Origin of the sequence: Streptomyces spinosisporus, assembly GCF_022698145.1 — a bacterium.
GTDB lineage: Bacteria > Actinomycetota > Actinomycetes > Streptomycetales > Streptomycetaceae > Streptomyces > Streptomyces spinosisporus.
Genome location: NZ_JALDAX010000002.1, coordinates 505,409 through 523,187 on the forward strand (window position 1 = coordinate 505,409; position 17,779 = coordinate 523,187).

Annotated in this window: 20 protein-coding genes; 8 read left to right on the plus strand and 12 right to left on the minus strand. The window is 69.7% G+C overall.

The genetic code is table 11. The features are described 5' to 3' along the window. Window positions 1-205 precede the first annotated feature (205 nt). The 3 genes from MQN93_RS07475 to MQN93_RS07485 form a co-directional block, all read right to left on the minus strand. On the minus strand, window positions 206-1,711 hold the full coding sequence (locus MQN93_RS07475) for an AAA family ATPase (RefSeq protein ID WP_242708828.1): 1,506 nt from the start codon (window positions 1,709-1,711) through the stop codon (window positions 206-208). A gap of 288 nt (window positions 1,712-1,999) precedes the next feature. Next, window positions 2,000-2,350: a DoxX family protein gene (locus tag MQN93_RS07480; RefSeq protein WP_242708829.1), complete on the minus strand. Its 351-nt coding sequence runs from the start codon at window positions 2,348-2,350 to the stop codon at window positions 2,000-2,002. Between the two features lie 34 nt (window positions 2,351-2,384). Continuing rightward, a complete protein-coding gene (locus MQN93_RS07485; RefSeq protein ID WP_242708830.1) occupies window positions 2,385-3,164 on the minus strand; it encodes a short-chain dehydrogenase/reductase in 780 nt (259 codons plus the stop codon). A gap of 128 nt (window positions 3,165-3,292) precedes the next feature. Here MQN93_RS07485 and MQN93_RS07490 point away from each other — a divergent pair, with 128 nt between their 5' ends. After that, on the plus strand, window positions 3,293-3,877 hold the full coding sequence (locus MQN93_RS07490) for a TetR/AcrR family transcriptional regulator (RefSeq protein WP_242708831.1): 585 nt from the start codon (window positions 3,293-3,295) through the stop codon (window positions 3,875-3,877). A 36-nt stretch (window positions 3,878-3,913) separates the two neighbouring features. Here the strand turns inward: MQN93_RS07490 and MQN93_RS07495 are convergent, their stop codons facing one another. From MQN93_RS07495 to MQN93_RS07515, 5 genes are all read right to left on the minus strand, one after another. Then, window positions 3,914-4,732, minus strand: coding sequence for a hypothetical protein (locus MQN93_RS07495; RefSeq protein WP_242708832.1), 819 nt, complete (start codon window positions 4,730-4,732; stop codon window positions 3,914-3,916). After that, window positions 4,725-4,868: a hypothetical protein gene (locus MQN93_RS07500; RefSeq protein WP_242708833.1), complete on the minus strand. Its 144-nt coding sequence runs from the start codon at window positions 4,866-4,868 to the stop codon at window positions 4,725-4,727. The genes MQN93_RS07495 and MQN93_RS07500 overlap by 8 nt, the downstream gene beginning before the upstream one ends. Continuing rightward, entirely contained in the window at window positions 4,865-5,482 is a 618-nt protein-coding gene (locus MQN93_RS07505) for an RNA polymerase sigma factor (protein WP_242708834.1), read from the minus strand. Before MQN93_RS07505 ends, MQN93_RS07500 begins: the two co-directional genes overlap by 4 nt. Before the next feature lie 284 nt (window positions 5,483-5,766). Beyond that, the gene (locus MQN93_RS07510) at window positions 5,767-7,239 is read right to left on the minus strand and encodes an MFS transporter (RefSeq protein ID WP_242708835.1); all 1,473 of its coding nucleotides are present in this window, start codon (window positions 7,237-7,239) and stop codon (window positions 5,767-5,769) included. A 51-nt stretch (window positions 7,240-7,290) separates the two neighbouring features. After that, window positions 7,291-7,707: a hypothetical protein gene (locus tag MQN93_RS07515; protein ID WP_051183647.1), complete on the minus strand. Its 417-nt coding sequence runs from the start codon at window positions 7,705-7,707 to the stop codon at window positions 7,291-7,293. A 173-nt stretch (window positions 7,708-7,880) separates the two neighbouring features. Here MQN93_RS07515 and MQN93_RS07520 point away from each other — a divergent pair, with 173 nt between their 5' ends. Continuing rightward, on the plus strand, window positions 7,881-8,369 hold the full coding sequence (locus MQN93_RS07520; RefSeq protein ID WP_242708836.1) for a DUF1877 family protein: 489 nt from the start codon (window positions 7,881-7,883) through the stop codon (window positions 8,367-8,369). A 53-nt stretch (window positions 8,370-8,422) separates the two neighbouring features. Here the strand turns inward: MQN93_RS07520 and MQN93_RS07525 are convergent, their stop codons facing one another. The 3 genes from MQN93_RS07525 to MQN93_RS07535 form a co-directional block, all read right to left on the minus strand. After that, window positions 8,423-9,010, minus strand: a complete 588-nt coding sequence (locus MQN93_RS07525) for a hypothetical protein (RefSeq protein WP_242708837.1) — start codon at window positions 9,008-9,010, stop codon at window positions 8,423-8,425. A gap of 96 nt (window positions 9,011-9,106) precedes the next feature. Then, complete coding sequence (locus MQN93_RS07530) at window positions 9,107-9,610, minus strand: hypothetical protein (protein ID WP_242708838.1); 504 nt, start codon at window positions 9,608-9,610, stop codon at window positions 9,107-9,109. A gap of 106 nt (window positions 9,611-9,716) precedes the next feature. Continuing rightward, window positions 9,717-11,321, minus strand: coding sequence for a beta-N-acetylhexosaminidase (locus tag MQN93_RS07535; protein ID WP_242708839.1), 1,605 nt, complete (start codon window positions 11,319-11,321; stop codon window positions 9,717-9,719). Window positions 11,322-11,527: 206 nt separating this feature from the next. Between MQN93_RS07535 and MQN93_RS07540 the strand changes: the two genes are divergently transcribed. The 6 genes from MQN93_RS07540 (at window position 11,528) to MQN93_RS07565 (ending at window position 16,463) form a co-directional block, all read left to right on the plus strand. After that, the gene (locus MQN93_RS07540; RefSeq protein ID WP_242708840.1) at window positions 11,528-12,106 is read left to right on the plus strand and encodes a 2-oxo-4-hydroxy-4-carboxy-5-ureidoimidazoline decarboxylase; all 579 of its coding nucleotides are present in this window, start codon (window positions 11,528-11,530) and stop codon (window positions 12,104-12,106) included. 157 nt (window positions 12,107-12,263) lie between these two features. Beyond that, window positions 12,264-12,644, plus strand: a complete 381-nt coding sequence (sdhC, locus tag MQN93_RS07545) for a succinate dehydrogenase, cytochrome b556 subunit (RefSeq protein ID WP_016434788.1) — start codon at window positions 12,264-12,266, stop codon at window positions 12,642-12,644. A gap of 5 nt (window positions 12,645-12,649) precedes the next feature. After that, window positions 12,650-13,132, plus strand: a complete 483-nt coding sequence (locus tag MQN93_RS07550; protein ID WP_016434787.1) for a succinate dehydrogenase hydrophobic membrane anchor subunit — start codon at window positions 12,650-12,652, stop codon at window positions 13,130-13,132. Between the two features lie 33 nt (window positions 13,133-13,165). Continuing rightward, a complete protein-coding gene (gene sdhA, locus MQN93_RS07555; RefSeq protein ID WP_242708841.1) occupies window positions 13,166-14,920 on the plus strand; it encodes a succinate dehydrogenase flavoprotein subunit in 1,755 nt (584 codons plus the stop codon). Then, on the plus strand, window positions 14,920-15,684 hold the full coding sequence (locus MQN93_RS07560) for a succinate dehydrogenase iron-sulfur subunit (protein WP_242708842.1): 765 nt from the start codon (window positions 14,920-14,922) through the stop codon (window positions 15,682-15,684). Before sdhA ends, MQN93_RS07560 begins: the two co-directional genes overlap by 1 nt. Before the next feature lie 299 nt (window positions 15,685-15,983). Further along, window positions 15,984-16,463: a hypothetical protein gene (locus tag MQN93_RS07565; RefSeq protein ID WP_242708843.1), complete on the plus strand. Its 480-nt coding sequence runs from the start codon at window positions 15,984-15,986 to the stop codon at window positions 16,461-16,463. A gap of 304 nt (window positions 16,464-16,767) precedes the next feature. Here the strand turns inward: MQN93_RS07565 and MQN93_RS07570 are convergent, their stop codons facing one another. Continuing rightward, the gene (locus MQN93_RS07570; protein WP_242708844.1) at window positions 16,768-17,715 is read right to left on the minus strand and encodes a hypothetical protein; all 948 of its coding nucleotides are present in this window, start codon (window positions 17,713-17,715) and stop codon (window positions 16,768-16,770) included. Window positions 17,716-17,779 lie beyond the last annotated feature (64 nt).

A 17,779-nucleotide genomic window follows, 5' to 3' on the forward strand; every position in this document is an offset into this window, starting at 1 on the left:
CCTGTGGGGGGTGGCGGCCCCGGCCGTTGCCTCGGTTCAGGGCCTTGGCCTGCAGCAATGCGGGATTTTGGTGACCAATGCGGCCAGCGCGTGACCAACAGGCCGACGCGTCACGTGACCCTCCCCAGTCTGATGCGGAGCCGACAGCAGTCGTCCCCGGTAACTGACTGTGCGCCCGTGCCGTCTCGGTCCTTGGCCGGCTGGGTCAACTGCCGTAGAGGGCGGGCAGGTCGACCAGAAGGAGGTCGTCACGGCGATTGGCCAGGTCGACCAGGTCGGGATAGAAGCCGTGCAGGGAGTACAGGGCCAGAGTGGTGGCAGCGGTGTCGTACCCCTGATCAGCGAGCAGGCCACGGATACGTTCGAGGCGCTCCAGGTCACCGGTCCCACGACGGGCGGCGGTCGCCTTGGCTTCGCCCAGCAGCGCGATCCTTGCGCGGGGGGCCTGGGGGCGCTCGCCGGCGGCCAGGGCGATGACGTCGACCTCGTGCTTGGTCCGGGCTGCCTGGTCGGCGACCTCGGTGGTGCCGACCGGGCCGGGCAGGCCGCCGGGCAGCAGGGTGTGGGCGTAGCGGCGGGTGAAGTCGCGGGCCAGGTCCTCGAAGTGCGGCCCGAGGATCTTGGAGTTGAAGGTCGGGGCGGCCTGCTGCCACACCTGCTCGGCGAAGCCCTGCTCCACGGCAGCCGCCTGCGGGAGGGTGATGAGCTGGTTGAAGCGGATGACAGGGTCGGCAAGAGTGATCACGGGGTGTTTGGAGCGGAGGATGTCCTGCTCCCTGCGGATGTAGCCGGTGGACTCCAGCACGCCCAGGGGGTGGGCGACGGCATTGCGCGGGCGCTCCAGGGCGGCCCCGATCTTGCTGGGGGTGGTGGCGCCGTTCGCGATCGCGGTGAGGATGTCGTAATACAGGGTGTGCTGCGTGATCCTAGGGTCCTCGCGCAGCAGATACTCGGTCTCGGTTCGCGAATACACCGCCCGGCCCGGATCGAGCAGTGTGCGGGTGAGCCACGTGTCGAAGCCGTCGTCCGGATGCGGACGGCCGGCCACCGGCCGGTATCCCGGAGCCCCACCGAGCACCGCGTGCACCTTCAGCGCGGTCAGCGGATCTGTGATCTGCCAGAAGTCGCGGCTGTCGCGGTAGTCGAAGGCGCCCAGCCGTAGATCGACGACGGCCCGGCCCCGCAGCGGCTTGGTTCCCGAGAGCAGTTCGTGCATGACGCTCATCGCGGAGCCGCACAGGATCAACCGCGGCCCCGGCCCGGCACCACGCCGGGCGCCGCGCTGGCGTTCGTCGTAGAGCTGCTGAAGCAGTCCCGGGATCTCGGGCGAATGCTGGAGCAGATACGGCAACTCGTCGATCACCAGGAGCGGATGCTTCGAGCGGGACGTCACCTCAAGGGCATTGGACAACACGTCATGCCAGTCGGTCAGGCGCAGACTGCCCGGCCTCAGGCCGGCATGCGCAGCAACCGCCTCACTGAACCGCTGGATCGCGGGCAGCCGCCCCTCTTCCCGGACCGCCGTGACGTACAACCCGCCGACCTGCTCGGAGAGGGCCTGCAGAAGGTACGACTTCCCGTGCCGCCGCCGCCCCGACACAATGCCGAGCCGCATCGCCGGGTCCGCATCGGTGAGGAACTCCGCGAGCAGACCCCACTCCCGGTCCCGGTCGACCACATCGTCCGGCTTGGCCGGCAGGCCCTTCTCCACTCGCCCTCCCGCATCTCGACTACGACGCATTTCGTCTAAGTCTACTTCGACGGAATACGTCGTACTGGGGATTGTCCCAGGCGATCAGGCAGTGGACCCCAGAAGGTCTGGTGCTGCCCGTAGAGCGAGCCGGCGTCGGGCCGCATGACCAACGCCGGCCCGACGGAAACGTAACAGGGCTCTGAACAGGCATTGGGGTGTCCGGGTGGCGGCCCCGGCCGTTGCCTCGGTGGCCGCGGGGGGCGGGACGCCGGCTCCGAGAACCCCGCGTTGTTTCAGGTACTGCGCTTACTGCACCAAGCCGGCCGCCGCGGTGGCGGTGGACGCCAGAGCGAGCCAGGCCGGGGGAATCAGGGCCGCCGTGGCATCGCCTGCGCGCCGGTGCGCGAGCAGCGCGCCGACCAGCAGCGCCAGCAGTCCTACGGCCGCGGCCGTGCCCAGTGGTGCCCAGGCAAGCCCCGCGAGCAGCCCGGCCACGGCGGCGACCTCCAGGACTCCGATGAGCCGGAACGACCGGACCGTGTAGCCGAGGTGCTCCGCTGCACGGACGGTCCACCGGGCGCGGAGGAGCTTCGCCGAGCCGGTGGCGAGGAACACCGCGGCCAGAGTGAGCGACAGACCGATGAACGTGTAGTGCACGACAACCGCCTCCTTGGGCCGGGACGACAGGGGGTCACACCGAGGACGCCGCGCTCATGCCGCCGTCCACGGTCAGGACGGCGCCGCTGGTGTAGGCGGAGCGGTCCGAGGCGAGGAAGGCGATGGCGTCGGCGATCTCGCGGGGGGTCGCGGCGCGGCCCCGCGGGAACCGCGCGGTGAGTTCGCGGTAACGGTCGGCGTCGCCGAGCCGCGCCTCGGCGAAGCTCCTGAGCAGCTTCTCGATGCGCTCGGTGTCGACCGGACCCGGGCTGACGCCGACGACGCGGATGCCGTCGAGCAGGCTCACTCCGCCGAGGGTGCGGGTGAACGCGGTCAGTGCGGCGTTGCCGGTGCAGCCGGCGATGTAGGCGGCGTCGAACCGCTCGGCCGACGCACCGATGTTGTTGACGATCACGCCGCCGCCACGGCGCTTCATGCGCGCGTAGACCTGCCGGGTGAGGCCGATGTATCCGAGCACCTTCAACTCGAAGGCGTTCCGCCAGGCGCGGTCGTCGAGGGCGCCGAGGGGGCCGCCGGGGATGTCGCCGGCGTTGTTGACCAGGATGTCGACGCCGTCGATCTGCTCGGCGAGCGCGCTGACGGCCTCCGGATCCCGCAGGTCGACCGCGTGGACCCGTGCCGTCGCCCCGTGTTCGGTGCCGATCTCGTCGGCGAGGCGGCGCAGCGCCGCCGCGTCCCTGGCGACGAGTTCCAGTGAGCACCCCTCCTCGGCCAGTACGCGCGCGATCGCGGCGCCGATGCCCCGGGACGCCCCGGTGACGACGGCCCGGCGCCCGGCGAGGTTCAAGTCCATGCGAGACCTCCTGCGGTCGACAGAGCATGACGAATCACCTCGGATCCACCGATTTATTTACGGTAGTCCTCATTACCGTTTCTACGGCGGCGAATTACAGAAGTCAAGGTTTCCGTTAGGGTTGGAGCATGGAGGACTCGACGAGACCGCGCGGGCGGCCCTTCGACCCCGCGGTCGGTGAGGCCGCGCTGCAGGCCACCCGGTCCCTGCTGGAGGAGCGGGGCTACGCGGGGCTGCGGGTCGCCGACGTGGCGCGCAGCGCCGGGATCGGACTGGGCGCGCTCTACCGCCGCTGGCCCGACAAGCACACCCTCGTCCTCGAAGCCCTCCGGGGAGCGGTCTCCCACCAGGAGGTGCCGCAGACCGAGGACCCCATGGCCGACCTCCTCGCCGGGCTCGACGCGCTGGCGCAGGGCCTCGCGGAGCGTTCGAAGCCGCTGCTCGCGGTCGTCCTGTCCGGCAGCGACCCCCAACTGGCCGCGGCGGTCCGCGAGGCGAAACTCGTCCCGCTGCGGCAGGGGCACCACGACCGGCTGCGCCGGGTGCTGGGCGACGTACCGGATCTGGACGCGCGCGCCGACGTCGGACCGGCGCTGATCATCCTGAACCTGCTCCTGCACGGACGCCCGCCGTCCGCCCAGGAGATCCGCGAGCGCATCGTGCCGCTCATGCTCGGCGAGCGGGAGCCGGCGGCGCGAGGTGGTGAGGACTAACCGGGCGAGGTGGCGGACCCGGCCGATGTTGCGACGTCAGCCGTTCTTGCCGTTGCCCTGACCGGTGTCCCTGTCGGCGCCCTCTTCTGCGCCCTCGCCTGCGCCCTTGTCGGTCTTCCTGCCGTTGTCCGTCTGCTGCGGCTGCGCGGTCTTCTCCGGCTTCGCCGTCTTTCCCGGTTCGGCGGTCCTGCCGTTGTTGCCCGGCCTGCTCGCCGAGGGTGCGGCGCCCGGCTTCTCGTCCAGCTGCTCGGCGCAGTAGGCCGTGACGTTCTTCTCGCCGCCCGCGGCCGCGATCAGCCGCCGCCAGGCCGTCGAGTCGAGCGCCTTGCCGTGGCCGTCGAGCTTCTTCGCGTACGCCCGGCAGTGCGCCTCGGTGTCCTTCGCGGTGTCCGGCCGCTCGTGCGGGGCGGAGGGTCCGGGGGTGCGGGACGTGCCGGCGGCCGGGGCGGCCGGTGCCTGCGTCCGCTGCCCGCCCGCATGTCCTCTGTCCGGCGAGCCGCCGACGGAGTCGATCGCCGCGAACGCGACACCGCCGAGGGTGAGTCCGGCCAGCGACAGCGTGAAGGTGACCCGCAGCGAGCGCCGGACCCTACGGTGCTCGCGCGGGCGCCAGTCGTCCCTGCGGCGGGTGCGTGAGCCGTGCACCGCGGCGTACATCCCGGCGTCCCGGGCGGCCCTGAAGGCGGCCAGCGCCCGCTGCTCGGCGTCGGTGTCGAGCGCGTGCGGGCGCACCGCGTCGGCGATCAGGCTCTCCGTCACCCGGCCGGACGCCTCGGCCGCGGAGCCCGGCAGGGTTCCGCCCGGGTGCGCGCGCCGACCGGCGCGGGCCCCGCCGTCGCTCTGCCGGTCACCCATGTCCGTATCCGTCCGTGTCCGGCAGCCGGCCGTGGTCGCCGCTCCTGCCGCTCCTGGTGTGCGTTCTGTCGTGGTCGCGCGGTACATCGTTGTCGTGCGACGCGTCGCGGCCGTGCGTGCCTTCGCTGACGTTCATTTCGACTCCCCCAGCGTCCGGGGATCCTCATTCGTCACACCCGGGCCGCCCAGCAGGGCCGCGAGGCGCTTCAGCCCGCGGTGCGCGGCCGTGCGCACCGCGCCGGGCCGCTTGCCGAGGACGCGGGCCGCGGCGGGGCCGTCGAGCCCGACGACCACGCGCAGCAGCACGGCCTCGGCCTGGTCGGGGGGCAGGCTGCGGACCAGCTCCAGGGCGCGTTCGGTGGACAGCGCCTCCAGGGCCTGCTCGTGGGTGCTGTGCGGGCCCGCCAGGTCCAGTACGTCCTGTTCCAGCCCGGCCGACCGGGGCCGTACCTTCTGCCGGCGCAGATGGTCGAGCGCCCGGTGCCGGGCGATGGTCGCGGTCCAGCCGCGAAAGCCCGCGCCGTCGCCCTTGAACCGCCCGAGGTCCCGGGCGATCTCCAGCCAGGCGTCGGACGCCACGTCCTCGGCGTCGTCGCCGACGATCCCGCGCAGATAGCCGAGGAGTCCGGGCTGCACGATGCGGTACGCGACGGCGAAGGCGGCCTCGTCGCCCTCCTGGGCCCGCGCGACCGCCTCCCCCAGCTCCCCGTCGTACGCCTGCGCGCGGCGGGGTTCCCGATGCTGGCCCAACACTGTCCTCGTCGTTCGTGCGAGTGATGCGGCGGGTTCCGGCTCCGCGGAACCCGCACCGTGCGCCACGTTCGGCCCGTGAACACGCCCCCACGCTCAACTGCGTACGGGGTCACCGAAGTGTCACAGGTGATGTTCGGACGGCGGTGTGCACCGTGTGATCAGTGCGTCCGTGTGGGTCGGGGCATCCGAGTGGGTCAGTGCGTGTGTGGGTCAGGACATCCGTATGGGTCTGGGCATCCGAGTTGGGTCAGGGCATCTGTGCGGGTCGGGTGAGCCGGTGCTCACAAAGTCGAGTCCACCGGTTCGGGGGTCTTCGGAGCTGCGCCCTGCATCGTGGGCGCCCGGTCCGCGTTCACGACCAGTCCGGCGATCAGGGCGGCCACCAGCAGCGCCGCCATCGCCCACCAGGTGGCGACGTTGAAGCCGTGCACGGTGGCCTTCGCCCCGAGCAGCCGGCGGTCCACGCCGGGTCCCGCGTGCGCGGTCAGATAGCGCGCGGTCACACTGGCGGCGATCGTGTTCAGCAGCGCCGTACCGATCGAACCGCCCACCTGCTGCGCGGTGTTGAAGGTCGCCGAGGCCGCCCCGGCGTCACGCGGCGCGACGCCTCCGGTGGCCAGCGACACCGAGGTCATCATCGCCGAGCTCATGCCGAGCCCCAGCATCAGCATGCCGGGCAGCACGTGCGAGGCGTACGCCGGTTCCACGCCGATCCCCGCGATGACGACCAGCCCGCCCGCCGCGAGGAGCAGCCCCGGCACGATCACCACGCGCGGCGGCACCCGGGTCAGCAGCCGGGCGGCGATCTGCGTGGAGCCGACGACCATCGCGACCGTCATCGGCAGATAGGCGACGCCGGTCTTCAGCGGCGACCAGCCGAGGACGCCCTGGAGGTAGTACGTCAGGAAGAGGAAGACGCCGAACATGCCGACGGTGACCAGCAGCACGGTCAGGAAGGCGCCGATCCGCTGCCGGTCCTTGACCACCGACATGGGCAGCAGCGGCACCCGCGCCCGGGTCTGCCAGAACCCGAAGACCGCGAGCAGGACGACCCCGGCGGCGAGCAGCGTCAGCACGAGTCCGTCGTGCCAACTGCGCGACTCCGCCTCGGAGAAGCCGTACACGAGGGAGAGCATTCCGGCCGAGCCGAGCAGTGCGCCGGGCACGTCGAGGCGGGCGTCGGGATGGCGCTCGCCGGGCGCGAGCAGCGCCAGCGCGCCGAAGAAGGCGACCAGGGCGATGGGGATGTTGACGTAGAGGCACCAGCGCCAGTCGAGGTACTGGGTGAGCACACCGCCGGCGAGCAGGCCGATGGCCGCGCCCGCGCCGATGATGGCGCCGAAGATGCCGAACGCCTTGCTGCGGTCCTTCGGGTCGGTGAAGGTCGTGGCGAGCAGCGAGAGCGCGGACGGCGCGAGCAGCGCGGCGAACACGCCCTGCAGGGCGCGCGCCCCGAACAGCATCCCGGAGTTCACGGCGGCCCCGCCGAGCGCGGAGGCGAGCGCGAAGCCGAGCAGTCCGACGACGAAGGTGTTGCGGCGGCCGACCAGGTCGGCGATGCGGCCACCGAGCAGCAGCAGTCCGCCGAAGGCCAGCGTGTAGGCGGTGATCACCCACTGACGGTTGCCGTCCGACATGTTCAGGTCGGCCTGGGCGGAGGGCAGGGCGATGTTCACGATGGTCATGTCGAGCACGACCATCAGCTGGGCGAGGGCGATCACGACCAACGCCCACCAACGACGGTTGTCAGCCATAAGGCCATCGTGCGCCCGTCGACCCGCGTTTGTGAACGCCAGCGTCTCTTATTACGAGGTTTTTGCCGCCCCGGACGCCGTGGACGGTGTGGTCGCCGCGTCCCGGCACAGCAGCCTGAGCGAGCCGTCCCCGTAGTAGCAGCGCCGGGCCTCGTCGATCGGGTCCCACATCCGCCCGTCGGGCGTCCGGATCCAGTGCTGCCCGCTCACCGACCACCACTCGGCGCCGGTCTGACGGCTGATCACCTCGCCCGCGTACGCCCCGAACCCGCGCAGCACGGTCTCCACCGCGGCGTAGGGTGCCTCCTCCCGCCGTATGCCCTCGATCATCCGGTCGACGCGCCACAGGCTCTGCACCGAGTAGTCGAGGCGCAGCCGCGCCCCCTCGCGCATCGCCGCGACGGCGTCCGCCGCCCACCGCACGGGCTTCGTCGCCGCGTTCGGCCTGGTCTCGTGGAAGGTAGTCACATACACAGGAGCGGGGCCGGCGTGCCGGACGTCACAGGCATCCGCCGGGTTTTCCGAGACCGGCGCAGGACCGCCCCAGCGCCGCCGCAGGACACTCACAGGACTCCCTCAGGTGGGCGTTCCGCCCGGGAGTGACGCTTCGCCCCGTCCGTGCGCTCCTCTCACTGATGAGCATGTACTTCCATCTTCGTGCGGTCCCCCCGTCGGCCCTGCGCAACAGCGCGAACTGGCTGCAGCGGCTGTTCGAGGACGACTGGACGACCGTGCGCCGCCGGATCGACAGGCACCGCGAGGAGTTCCTGTACCGCCACCACCCCGACCACGACCTCCTCTACGCCGGCTCTCCCCCGCACCACAGCGACGACGGCCCGGGCGCCGACGTGGTCCTCGGCGGGAGCCCCGTCCCGCACCCCGACCCCGGCCACCCGCCGTTCCTGCTGCTGCCGGCGGCCCGCGCCGCCCAGGTCGCGGCGTTCCTCACCGCCACCGACATCGCGGAACTGTGGCAGAACTCCCGCGACACGCTCCTGCCCCGCTACGGCGGCCCCCCGGCCGAGGAGCAGACCCGCACCCTCTTCGCATCCGTCCACCGCGACCTGACGGCCTTCTACGCGCGGACGGCCGAGTACGGAGACGCGGTGGTGAAGTGCCTGCTCACATGACGCGCCTGTCCAGCTGAAGGGCTTACTCATCCAGCACGCCCCGCGAGGGCGCCCTACCCCAGGCGGGCGCGCCGGGCCACGACGGCCTGCAGCACCCGCCGCCCCTCGATCGAGACCTCCAGCGCCCGGCGCAGCCCGCCCGCACCGTGCCCGGCGAGCACCTCCAGCACGGTGACCTGCCGGCGCAGCTCCGCCGCCACCAACGGCGACATCCCCTCCGTACGCCCCTCACGACGCGAGTCCAGCGACGTGTCCTGGTCGTCCACGGAATCCAGCAGACGGTGTATCTGCAGCGCGGCGACCGAGCACGCGTCCGCCCACACCCGCACCTTCTCCGCGCACCGGCTGTCCGGCGCCGCGCTCAGCATCCGGCGCGCCAGCACCGCGGCCTCGCCCTCGCCGGACGCCTCACCGGACCCCTCGGACCCTTCGGACCCTTCGGGCCCGCCGAGCTTCTCGCGCGCCTGCCGGAGCCCCTCGCTCCAGTCGGCGGTGTCATCGGCCTCGGAGAGGCTGGCCCACAGGGGCCGCAGCACCTCGTCGTCGCCGCCCAGCAGCGGCACGCAGCGATCCAAACAAGCCAACCCGCTGGCCGCCAGGCCGCGTTCGTCGGCCTGAGCGATCAGGTCCACCAGGCTCATCCACGCCTCCCTCTGCGGGTCTTATGCCGGGCTCAGCAGGGCGCTTCCCTCACGGAACCCGCATTTCCCCTTACTGCGTGCGATCGCCCGGGAGTGTCACAGCGGCACCACACCCAGCCGGTCGAGCAGCCGGAAGAAAAGGTTTTCGGCCAACGGGTCCGCGTCGGCGGTCAGTACGTCGACCAGTGGGCCCGGCGCCACCTCGTGCCCCGACTCGGCGGCCCAGGCGACCGCCCGGCCCGCGGCGTCGGAGGGGTCCAGGAAGTAGTCCTCCAGCGTGAGCCCCTCGGTCGCGGCGCCGAGGTACCCGGCCATCGCGGCCCGCGCCAGACAGGTCGTCCACGCCCCGCTCGCGGGCGCCGCCGCCTCGACGACCACGCAGTCGCTGTCCATGACGTATCCGAAGAGGGCGGGCGCCCCGGTCTCCTCGGCGAGGACGTTCATGTTCCCGACCTCGCCGTCCCCACTCGGGTACTCCCACACCTGCCAGCCGCCCGGCGCCTCGGTCCGCAGCTCCATGCCCTTGGCGCCCGACAGCGCGTCGAGCTCGGCGAGCGGCCGCTCGCTGCGGCCCACGACCAGATACCCCCAGTAGCCCATGTCCCGTTCCCCCACGGCTCGTCGGCTTCGGCTCAGCGCCGAATACACCACAGCCGTACGCCTGTTCGCAGCCGTATGCCGCAACAGGCCCGGGTCGCGGGCTCGCTCAGCGCAGCCGGTCCGCCAGCGCCCGGAACTGCGGCCAGGTGAGCGCGGGTTTGCGCGGGTCCCACAGCTTCTGGACCGTCGCCCGCAGCGGCATCCGGATCCCGGCCGCGACCTGGTCCTGCGTCTGGGATCCGGCGAGGTCGCACCAGACCGCGAAGGACCCGCCGAGGATCTGCGCGTCGTACTTCGCCGGCACCGCCTGCGTGCCGCGCACCACGCGCGGGGTCCACTGCTCGTAGATCCGCTCCCCGGTCGGGTACACGAAGGTGTTCGGCTGCCCGAGGACGTAGTAGAGGAACTCGTCGTTGTAGTTGACGAGCTTGCGCCCGGCGCTCAGATACGCCACCGGCTGCCGCGCCCCGATCTCCTTGCCGGTCCAGTACGCCACCTGCAGGTCCTTGTCCGGCTGCACGGAGGTCCCGGCGTAGAAGCCGTCGTTCCAGGCCCGCATCGTGCGGTCGTGGGCGCGGACGGTGTCTGCACGGTCGTTCAGCCAGCCCGTCGTGAGGTCGGAGACGGTGCCCCCGGAGCCGTAGGCGCTCCTGGCGGCCGCGGCCAGCTGCGGGTAGGACGCCGACGGGTTGGACACCATCAGCGCCTGGTACTCGTCGCCACCGAGGTTCCACTGCCCGCCGGGGAAGAGGTCCGCGTACTCGTTCAGCAGGTCGTCGACGAGGTCGGCTGCGGCCGGCTTGGAGATGTCGACGGCCCCGCGCGCCGCCACCCCCTGCGTGTTGCGCAGCTGCAGATCGGGGTGGGCGGCGATCACGGCACCGAGGTGCCCGGGCGAGTCGATCTCCGGCACGACGGTGATGTGCCGGCTCGTCGCGAGGTCGACGATCTTCTTGACCTCGGCCTTCGTCAGATGCTGCTTGGAGACGATCTCGGGATGCGAGTCGGACTCGATCCGGAAGGACTGGTCGTCGGAGAAGTGCAGCCCCAGCTCGTTGAACTTCAGGTCGCCGAGCTCCCGCACCCGGTCCTCGATCCAGCCCGCGGTGAAGTACTTGCGGGCGATGTCCAGGTTGAACCCGCGCACCGGCTTGGCCGGCTCGTCCTTCACGACCCCCTCGGGCGCCGTGCCGCCGTCGTGCACCTCCTGCTTGAGGGTGCGCGTGCCGTAGAAGACGCCCGCGTCGGCGGGCCCGCTGATGACCACCCGCCCGCCGCGCACGGTCATCGTGTACGACTCCGGGTCCGCCCCCTCGTCGTCGCCCAGCGCCAGCCGTACGTCCCCCGCCCTGACGTCGTCCTTCTCTCCCGCGTACGTCATCCCCAGCTCACCGGCGATCAGCCGGCCCTCGTCGGCCAGGTCGGCGTCGCTGACCACCACGCGGGCACCGCGCGCCGGACGCCAGCCGGGGCCGCGCGCCGCGGTGTGGGAGCGCACCGCGGGGATGGTGGCGGGCGCCTTGGACAGGGCGTAGGAACGGGTCGGGCTCGGCTTCGGGCTCCCGCCGGAGGTGCCGGGCGAGTCGGCGCTGCCGCTCGCGGAGGGCTGCCGGCTCGCCGATCCCGCCGGGCCGCTGTCGTCGGCGGAGGCCCAGAAGCCCAGGCCGACCCCGAGCGCGACGGTCCCGGCGAACGCGCCCGCGACGATCATCCGCCTGTGCCTCACCTTGCGCGCCGGAGGCCGACGCCTGTGCTGACTCACGCTGCCAACCTAAGACCCCCGGGCACCACGATGGGTCCACCACCCGTTCCTAAACTCTCCCGTGCGGGTGAAATTCGGGCATCCGTCGGACACGTCATGCCCACTCTCGATAACGTGACGTCACACCTCCCACAGCATCCTCTGCCGAAACCCACGTGACGCCCACACACCTTCCTGGCCGAGTCGCCGCCATACCGGCGCTGCCCGAGCAGACACGCACACCACCGTCCACGAACGCGCTGGAGAAGTTCAACACCGCACCCGTGGACGAGGTCCGGCGTCTCCTCCTCACCTGCCTGCGCAGCCTCAGCTGGTCCCAGCGGATCACGGCCCACCGCCCCTACCCGGACCTCGACTCCCTCCTCGCCGCCTCCGACGAGGCGGCCTACGACCTCTCCCCCGCCGACCTCGCCGAGGCCCTGGCCGGCGAGACACTCCCGGCCCTCCCCGAGGAGACGTACGCGGCCGCGCACACGGCGCTCGGCGCGGCGCACGCGGCCTACGAGGCCCGCTTCGGACACGCCTTCGTCATCTGCGTCGGGGACGCACCCCCCGGCGAGTACCTCGACCGCATCCTCGAAGGCATCCGGTCACGGCTGACGAACGATCCGGAGGAGGAGCGGGTGGTGGCGGCCGAGGAGCTGCGGCGGCTGGCCCGGGAGCGCCTGGTGCGCCACCTCACAGGGACACTCGGCACACATCAGGGCATCCCGCCCGGCGGCCCGCGCCCCTGAGCCATACGCGTGCCACTTTGATCACACCGGTAGGCCCCACGTAAGGCCGACGCCATGGCCTGAGTACGATGCTGGGGGCCGGTGGACCGTACCCGGCCGGGCCCGACCGACAGCACAAGCCGGCGCGGCCCCAATCCCCGCTCCCGGAGGGACTTCCGTGCCGGCTGGAACGCTGTACCGCGGCCGGGAAGGAATGTGGTCCTGGGTGGCTCACCGAGTCACCGGCGTCCTCATCTTCTTCTTCCTGTTCGTTCATGTGCTGGACACTGCTCTCGTCCGTGTCTCCCCCGAGGACTACGACAAGGTCGTAGCCACGTACAAGACCCCGATCGTCGCCGTGCTGGAGTACGGCCTCGTCGCCGCCATCCTCTTCCACGCACTGAACGGCCTGCGCGTCATCGCCGTCGACTTCTGGTCGAAGGGTCCGCGCTACCAGAAGCAGATGCTCTGGACCGTCGTCGGCCTGTGGGTCGTGCTGATGCTCGGGGCGATCTACCCCGTCCTCGGCCACGCCGCTCGTGAACTGTTCGGGAGCTGACACCGATGGCCACCACTGAAACCACCGCTTCCGGGATCGGCCCCGTCGAGGGCGGCTCCGTCTACAACGTCGACAACCCGGCGCCGCTGATCGAGGCGCCGCGCAAGCGCACCAAGAAGACCCCGAAGTCGACCCGGGGCAACTTCGAGATGGCCGCCTGGCTCTTCATGCGCCTGTCCGGCGTCGTGCTGGTCGTCCTGGTCATCGGCCACCTGCTGATCCAGCTCGTGCTGGACGGCGGTGTCTCCAAGATCGGCTTCGCCTTCGTGGCCGGCCGCTGGGCCTCCCCCTTCTGGCAGGTCTGGGACCTGCTGATGCTGTGGCTCGCGATGCTGCACGGCGCGAACGGCCTGCGCACGGTGATCAACGACTACGCGGAGCGCGCGAACACCCGGCTGTGGCTCAAGGGCCTGCTCTACACGGCCACGGTGTTCACCATCCTGCTGGGCACGCTGGTGATCTTCACCTTCGACCCGAACATCCGCTAGGCGCACGGGACTGAGGGACTGAGAGAAACACCCATGAAGATCCACAAGTACGACACAGTCATCGTCGGCGCCGGCGGCGCCGGCATGCGCGCCGCCATCGAGTCGACGAAGCGCAGCCGCACCGCGGTGCTGACCAAGCTGTACCCCACCCGCTCCCACACGGGTGCCGCGCAGGGCGGCATGGCCGCCGCGCTCGCCAACGTGGAGGAGGACAACTGGGAGTGGCACACCTTCGACACGGTCAAGGGCGGTGACTACCTGGTCGACCAGGACGCCGCCGAGATCCTGGCGAAGGAGGCCATCGACTCGGTCCTCGACCTGGAGAAGATGGGCCTGCCGTTCAACCGGACGCCGAACGGCACCATCGACCAGCGCCGCTTCGGCGGTCACTCCCGCAACCACGGCGAGGCCCCGGTCCGCCGCTCCTGCTACGCGGCCGACCGCACCGGCCACATGATCCTCCAGACGCTGTACCAGAACTGCGTCAAGGAGGGCGTGGAGTTCTTCAACGAGTTCTACGTCCTGGACCAGCTGATCACCGAGGTCGACGGCGTCAAGAGGTCGGCCGGTGTGGTGGCGTACGAGCTGGCGACCGGCGAGATCCATGTCTTCCAGGCGAAGGCCGTGATCTACGCGTCCGGCGGCTGCGGCAAGTTCTTCAAGGTGACGTCGAACGCGCACACCCTGACCGGTGACGGCCAGGCGGCCGTGTACCGGCGCGGGCTGCCGCTGGAGGACATGGAGTTCTTCCAGTTCCACCCGACCGGCATCTGGCGCATGGGCATCCTGCTCACCGAGGGCGCCCGCGGTGAGGGCGGCATCCTGCGCAACAAGGACGGCGAGCGCTTCATGGAGAAGTACGCGCCGGTGATGAAGGACCTGGCGTCGCGAGACGTGGTGTCGAGGTCGATCTACACGGAGATCCGCGAGGGCCGCGGCTGCGGTCCCGAGGGCGACCACGTCTACCTCGACCTCACGCACCTCCCGCCGGAGCAGCTGGACGCCAAGCTCCCGGACATCACGGAGTTCGCTCGCACCTACCTCGGCATCGAGCCCTACACGGACCCGATCCCGATCCAGCCGACGGCGCACTACGCGATGGGCGGCATCCCGACGAACGTCGAGGGTGAGGTCCTCAGCGACAACACCACGGTCGTGCCGGGCCTGTACGCGGCCGGCGAGGTCGCCTGTGTGTCGGTGCACGGCGCCAACCGCCTGGGCACCAACTCGCTGCTGGACATCAACGTGTTCGGCCGCAGGGCCGGTATCGCGGCGGCGGAGTACAGCCAGAAGGCGGACTTCGTCGAGCTGCCGGAGAACCCGGCGCAGCTCGTGATCGACCAGGTGGAGCGGCTGCGCTCCTCCACGGGCACCGAGCGCGTGGCGGACATCCGCCGCGATCTGCAGGAGACCATGGACGCGAACGTCATGGTGTTCCGCACCGAGCAGACGATCAAGACCGCGGTCGAGAAGATCGCCGAGCTGCGCGAGCGGTACAAGAACGTCGCGATCCAGGACAAGGGCAAGCGGTTCAACACGGACCTGCTGGAGGCCGTCGAGCTGGGCAACCTGCTCGACCTGGCCGAGGTCATGGCCGTGTCCGCGCTGGCCCGCAAGGAGTCCCGCGGCGGTCACTACCGCGAGGACTACCCCAACCGCGACGACGTCAACTTCATGCGCCACACCATGGCGTACCGCGAGGTGGGCGACGACGGCACCGAGTCCATCCGTCTCGACTACAAGCCGGTCGTCCAGACCCGCTACCAGCCGATGGAGCGTAAGTACTGATGGCTACCCCTGTTCTGGACAAGGTGGAGGCGGAGGCCGCGGCCTCCTCGCACCTGATCACGGTCACCTTCCGGGTCCGCCGTTTCAACCCGGAGGTCTCGGCCGAGGCGACCTGGGAAGACTTCCAGCTGGAGATCGACCCCAAGGAGCGCGTCCTCGACGGTCTGCACAAGATCAAGTGGGACGTCGACGGCACGCTGACCTTCCGCCGCTCCTGCGCGCACGGCATCTGCGGCTCCGACGCGATGCGGATCAACGGCAAGAACCGCCTCGCCTGCAAGACGCTGATCAAGGACATCAACCCCGAGAAGCCGATCACGGTCGAGCCCATCAAGGGCCTGACGGTCCTGAAGGACCTGGTCGTCGACATGGAGCCGTTCTTCCAGGCGTACCGGGACGTGATGCCCTTCCTGATCACGAAGGACACCAACGAGCCCACGCGTGAGCGTCTGCAGTCGGCCGAGGACCGCGAGCGCTTCGACGACACCACGAAGTGCATCCTCTGCGCCGCCTGCACCTCCTCGTGCCCGGTCTTCTGGAACGACGGCCAGTACTTCGGTCCGGCGGCCATCGTCAACGCGCACCGCTTCATCTTCGACTCGCGCGACGAGGCCGGCGAGCAGCGCCTGGAGATCCTCAACGACAAGGACGGCGTCTGGCGCTGCCGCACGACCTTCAACTGCACGGACGCCTGCCCGCGCGGCATCGAGGTCACGAAGGCGATCGCCGAGGTGAAGAAGGCACTGATCACGCGCCGCTTCTAATTTTTCGCCACACCCAAAACAACTGAATCAACAGCCCCGCCTCTGTACAAGGTACGTACGAAGGCGGGGCTATTTCTACGGACTCTTCCGTATTCCCTCGATGACAGGTATCTGACACACTGCGGATTTGAAACGCAGCACCTAACAGGAGTCATCCGCTGCGCACTGGGGGAAGCATGAGCCAAGAAATGGTTCCTGCACATGAACTCGTTCAACGTCCAGCACCTCTCGGGCTGGTGAGAGCTTCCGAAACAGCACTCTTCATAGCCTCACCGCTCCTTTCTGCAGGCTCACTATCCTTGATCGGAGTAGTGTGCGCAGACGCGAATGAATTCAAGTTCGCGGGACCAGCACTGCTACTGCTCGTGTCGGCAGTAATTGCCCTTCTTCTCAGCATCCAGCTCGGATACCACGCCCGGCAGTGGATCTACAGCTACGAAGAAATCTGCAACTGGACAGCAAGGAAATGCCCCACCAACAGAAGTTTAGAAACCCAAAGCAAGGACTTCCGCAAGGGGAAGGAAAAACTAGACCGGGCAGGGCTTGCCTACAACGCCGGAACGGTCTTTCTCTCTTTCGCTGTCGCCGCTGCGCTCATCCCTGACCGCCCGGGAGATCTGACGGTTTGGCGGTGGATTGCGGCAGCATTCGTCACGGCCGCCGCAATCGGCGAATCAATCTGGGCGATCAAGATCTACGCAGGCACCATTGGCCAGTTTGACCACCCGACAAAAAGCCACTCTACGCCGCCATCGGAAGGCGGGAATCCTCATGTATGACGTTCATCTTCCCGGCCATCCTCTGGGATTCGCCGAGTGCCCACTGTGCGAAGCCCGCCCCGTTCCAGAGAACGCGTACTCGTACACAGAGGCGAACGTATGGAGGGAAATACTTCTACGTGGCGACAGGAACGAAATACACGCATACCTCAAGCATGACCTGCAGACATTTCAGCATTCCGATTACGACGGAAAACCCTGCCCCGCCGAAATATTGCCGGGAGTCGCCCTAAGGAATCTCAGCGGATACGAGGCGAGGGTGAAGGCCGCGGAACTGCTGGCCATCATTTCACCTCTCTGACTGTCACACAGCGTCCGGGTCCTGACCTTCGCGCGCATCAACGCAATCGTGATCGCCTTCGCCAGTACATGTGCGATCAACCGCATGCCTGTACGGAGTGTCCGGGTGTCCCCGCCCCGCGAAGAATGCGGAAATTTGTGCGAACAATGCGTGCTCGTGCTCCGGTGTTGGCAGCGGGTAATGAAGCGCCTCCAGCAGATCGAAGCGGTGCAGGTCATAGACCACGTGCATCAGGCCTGAATACGCCTGCGCCGCGGTGACAGCACCCTTATACGCCACCGCAGCAAGAACCAAGCCTGCGGCACAGAGCCACCAGGCCGACGGTTCATCGTAGATTGCTACCGCAGCAACACACGTGAGCACCAAAAAGGACCAGCACAAATTCACCGCCGCATCGAGGGCGTCGCGCGTAGAGCGCAAGGCCTCAGCGATGCGATCCGAAACCTGCGGGTAGATACGTGGCCAGGAGGTAAGGGTCGTAAGGCCGTAGCGCTCGCCGGCGCTCAGCTCTCCCGCTCTCAAGGCGTTGCCTAGCGCTGTGGGCAGCAGGGCCTCGGCCGGTGGGCGCACCGCCAGCCGCCGCCGGGCGTCGGCCCGCATCCGGAGCGCGGTGTCCGTCTCGGCCGCTCGATGGGCCCGTCTGCGCAGCGCGTGCCATCGTCTGCGCTGCATCCGGGCCAGCAGCCCGGCAAGCCCGGCCGTCGCGGGCCAGCGGTCCCAATAGCCTTCCAGGACCCGCACCGCGCGCACCTGATATGGCTGCAGGAGCAGGCCGAGCACGGACGCCGAGGCGGTGATCACCGCGAAGACACCGAGCGCTGTCATAGGCTGCCGAGGCCATACAGCGGCCCAGTCGCTGCGGCCGGAGAAGCTTCCCGCACGTATCAGTGCGAGCACTCCGGCGACGAACAGCGCGCAGGGCGCGAAGTGCACCGACAGCACCCGTCGCACGAAGCCCGTCCTCCCCATACGCCCCTATGCGCTGTTCAGTATGGGGCTCGGCGCCGGGAACGCG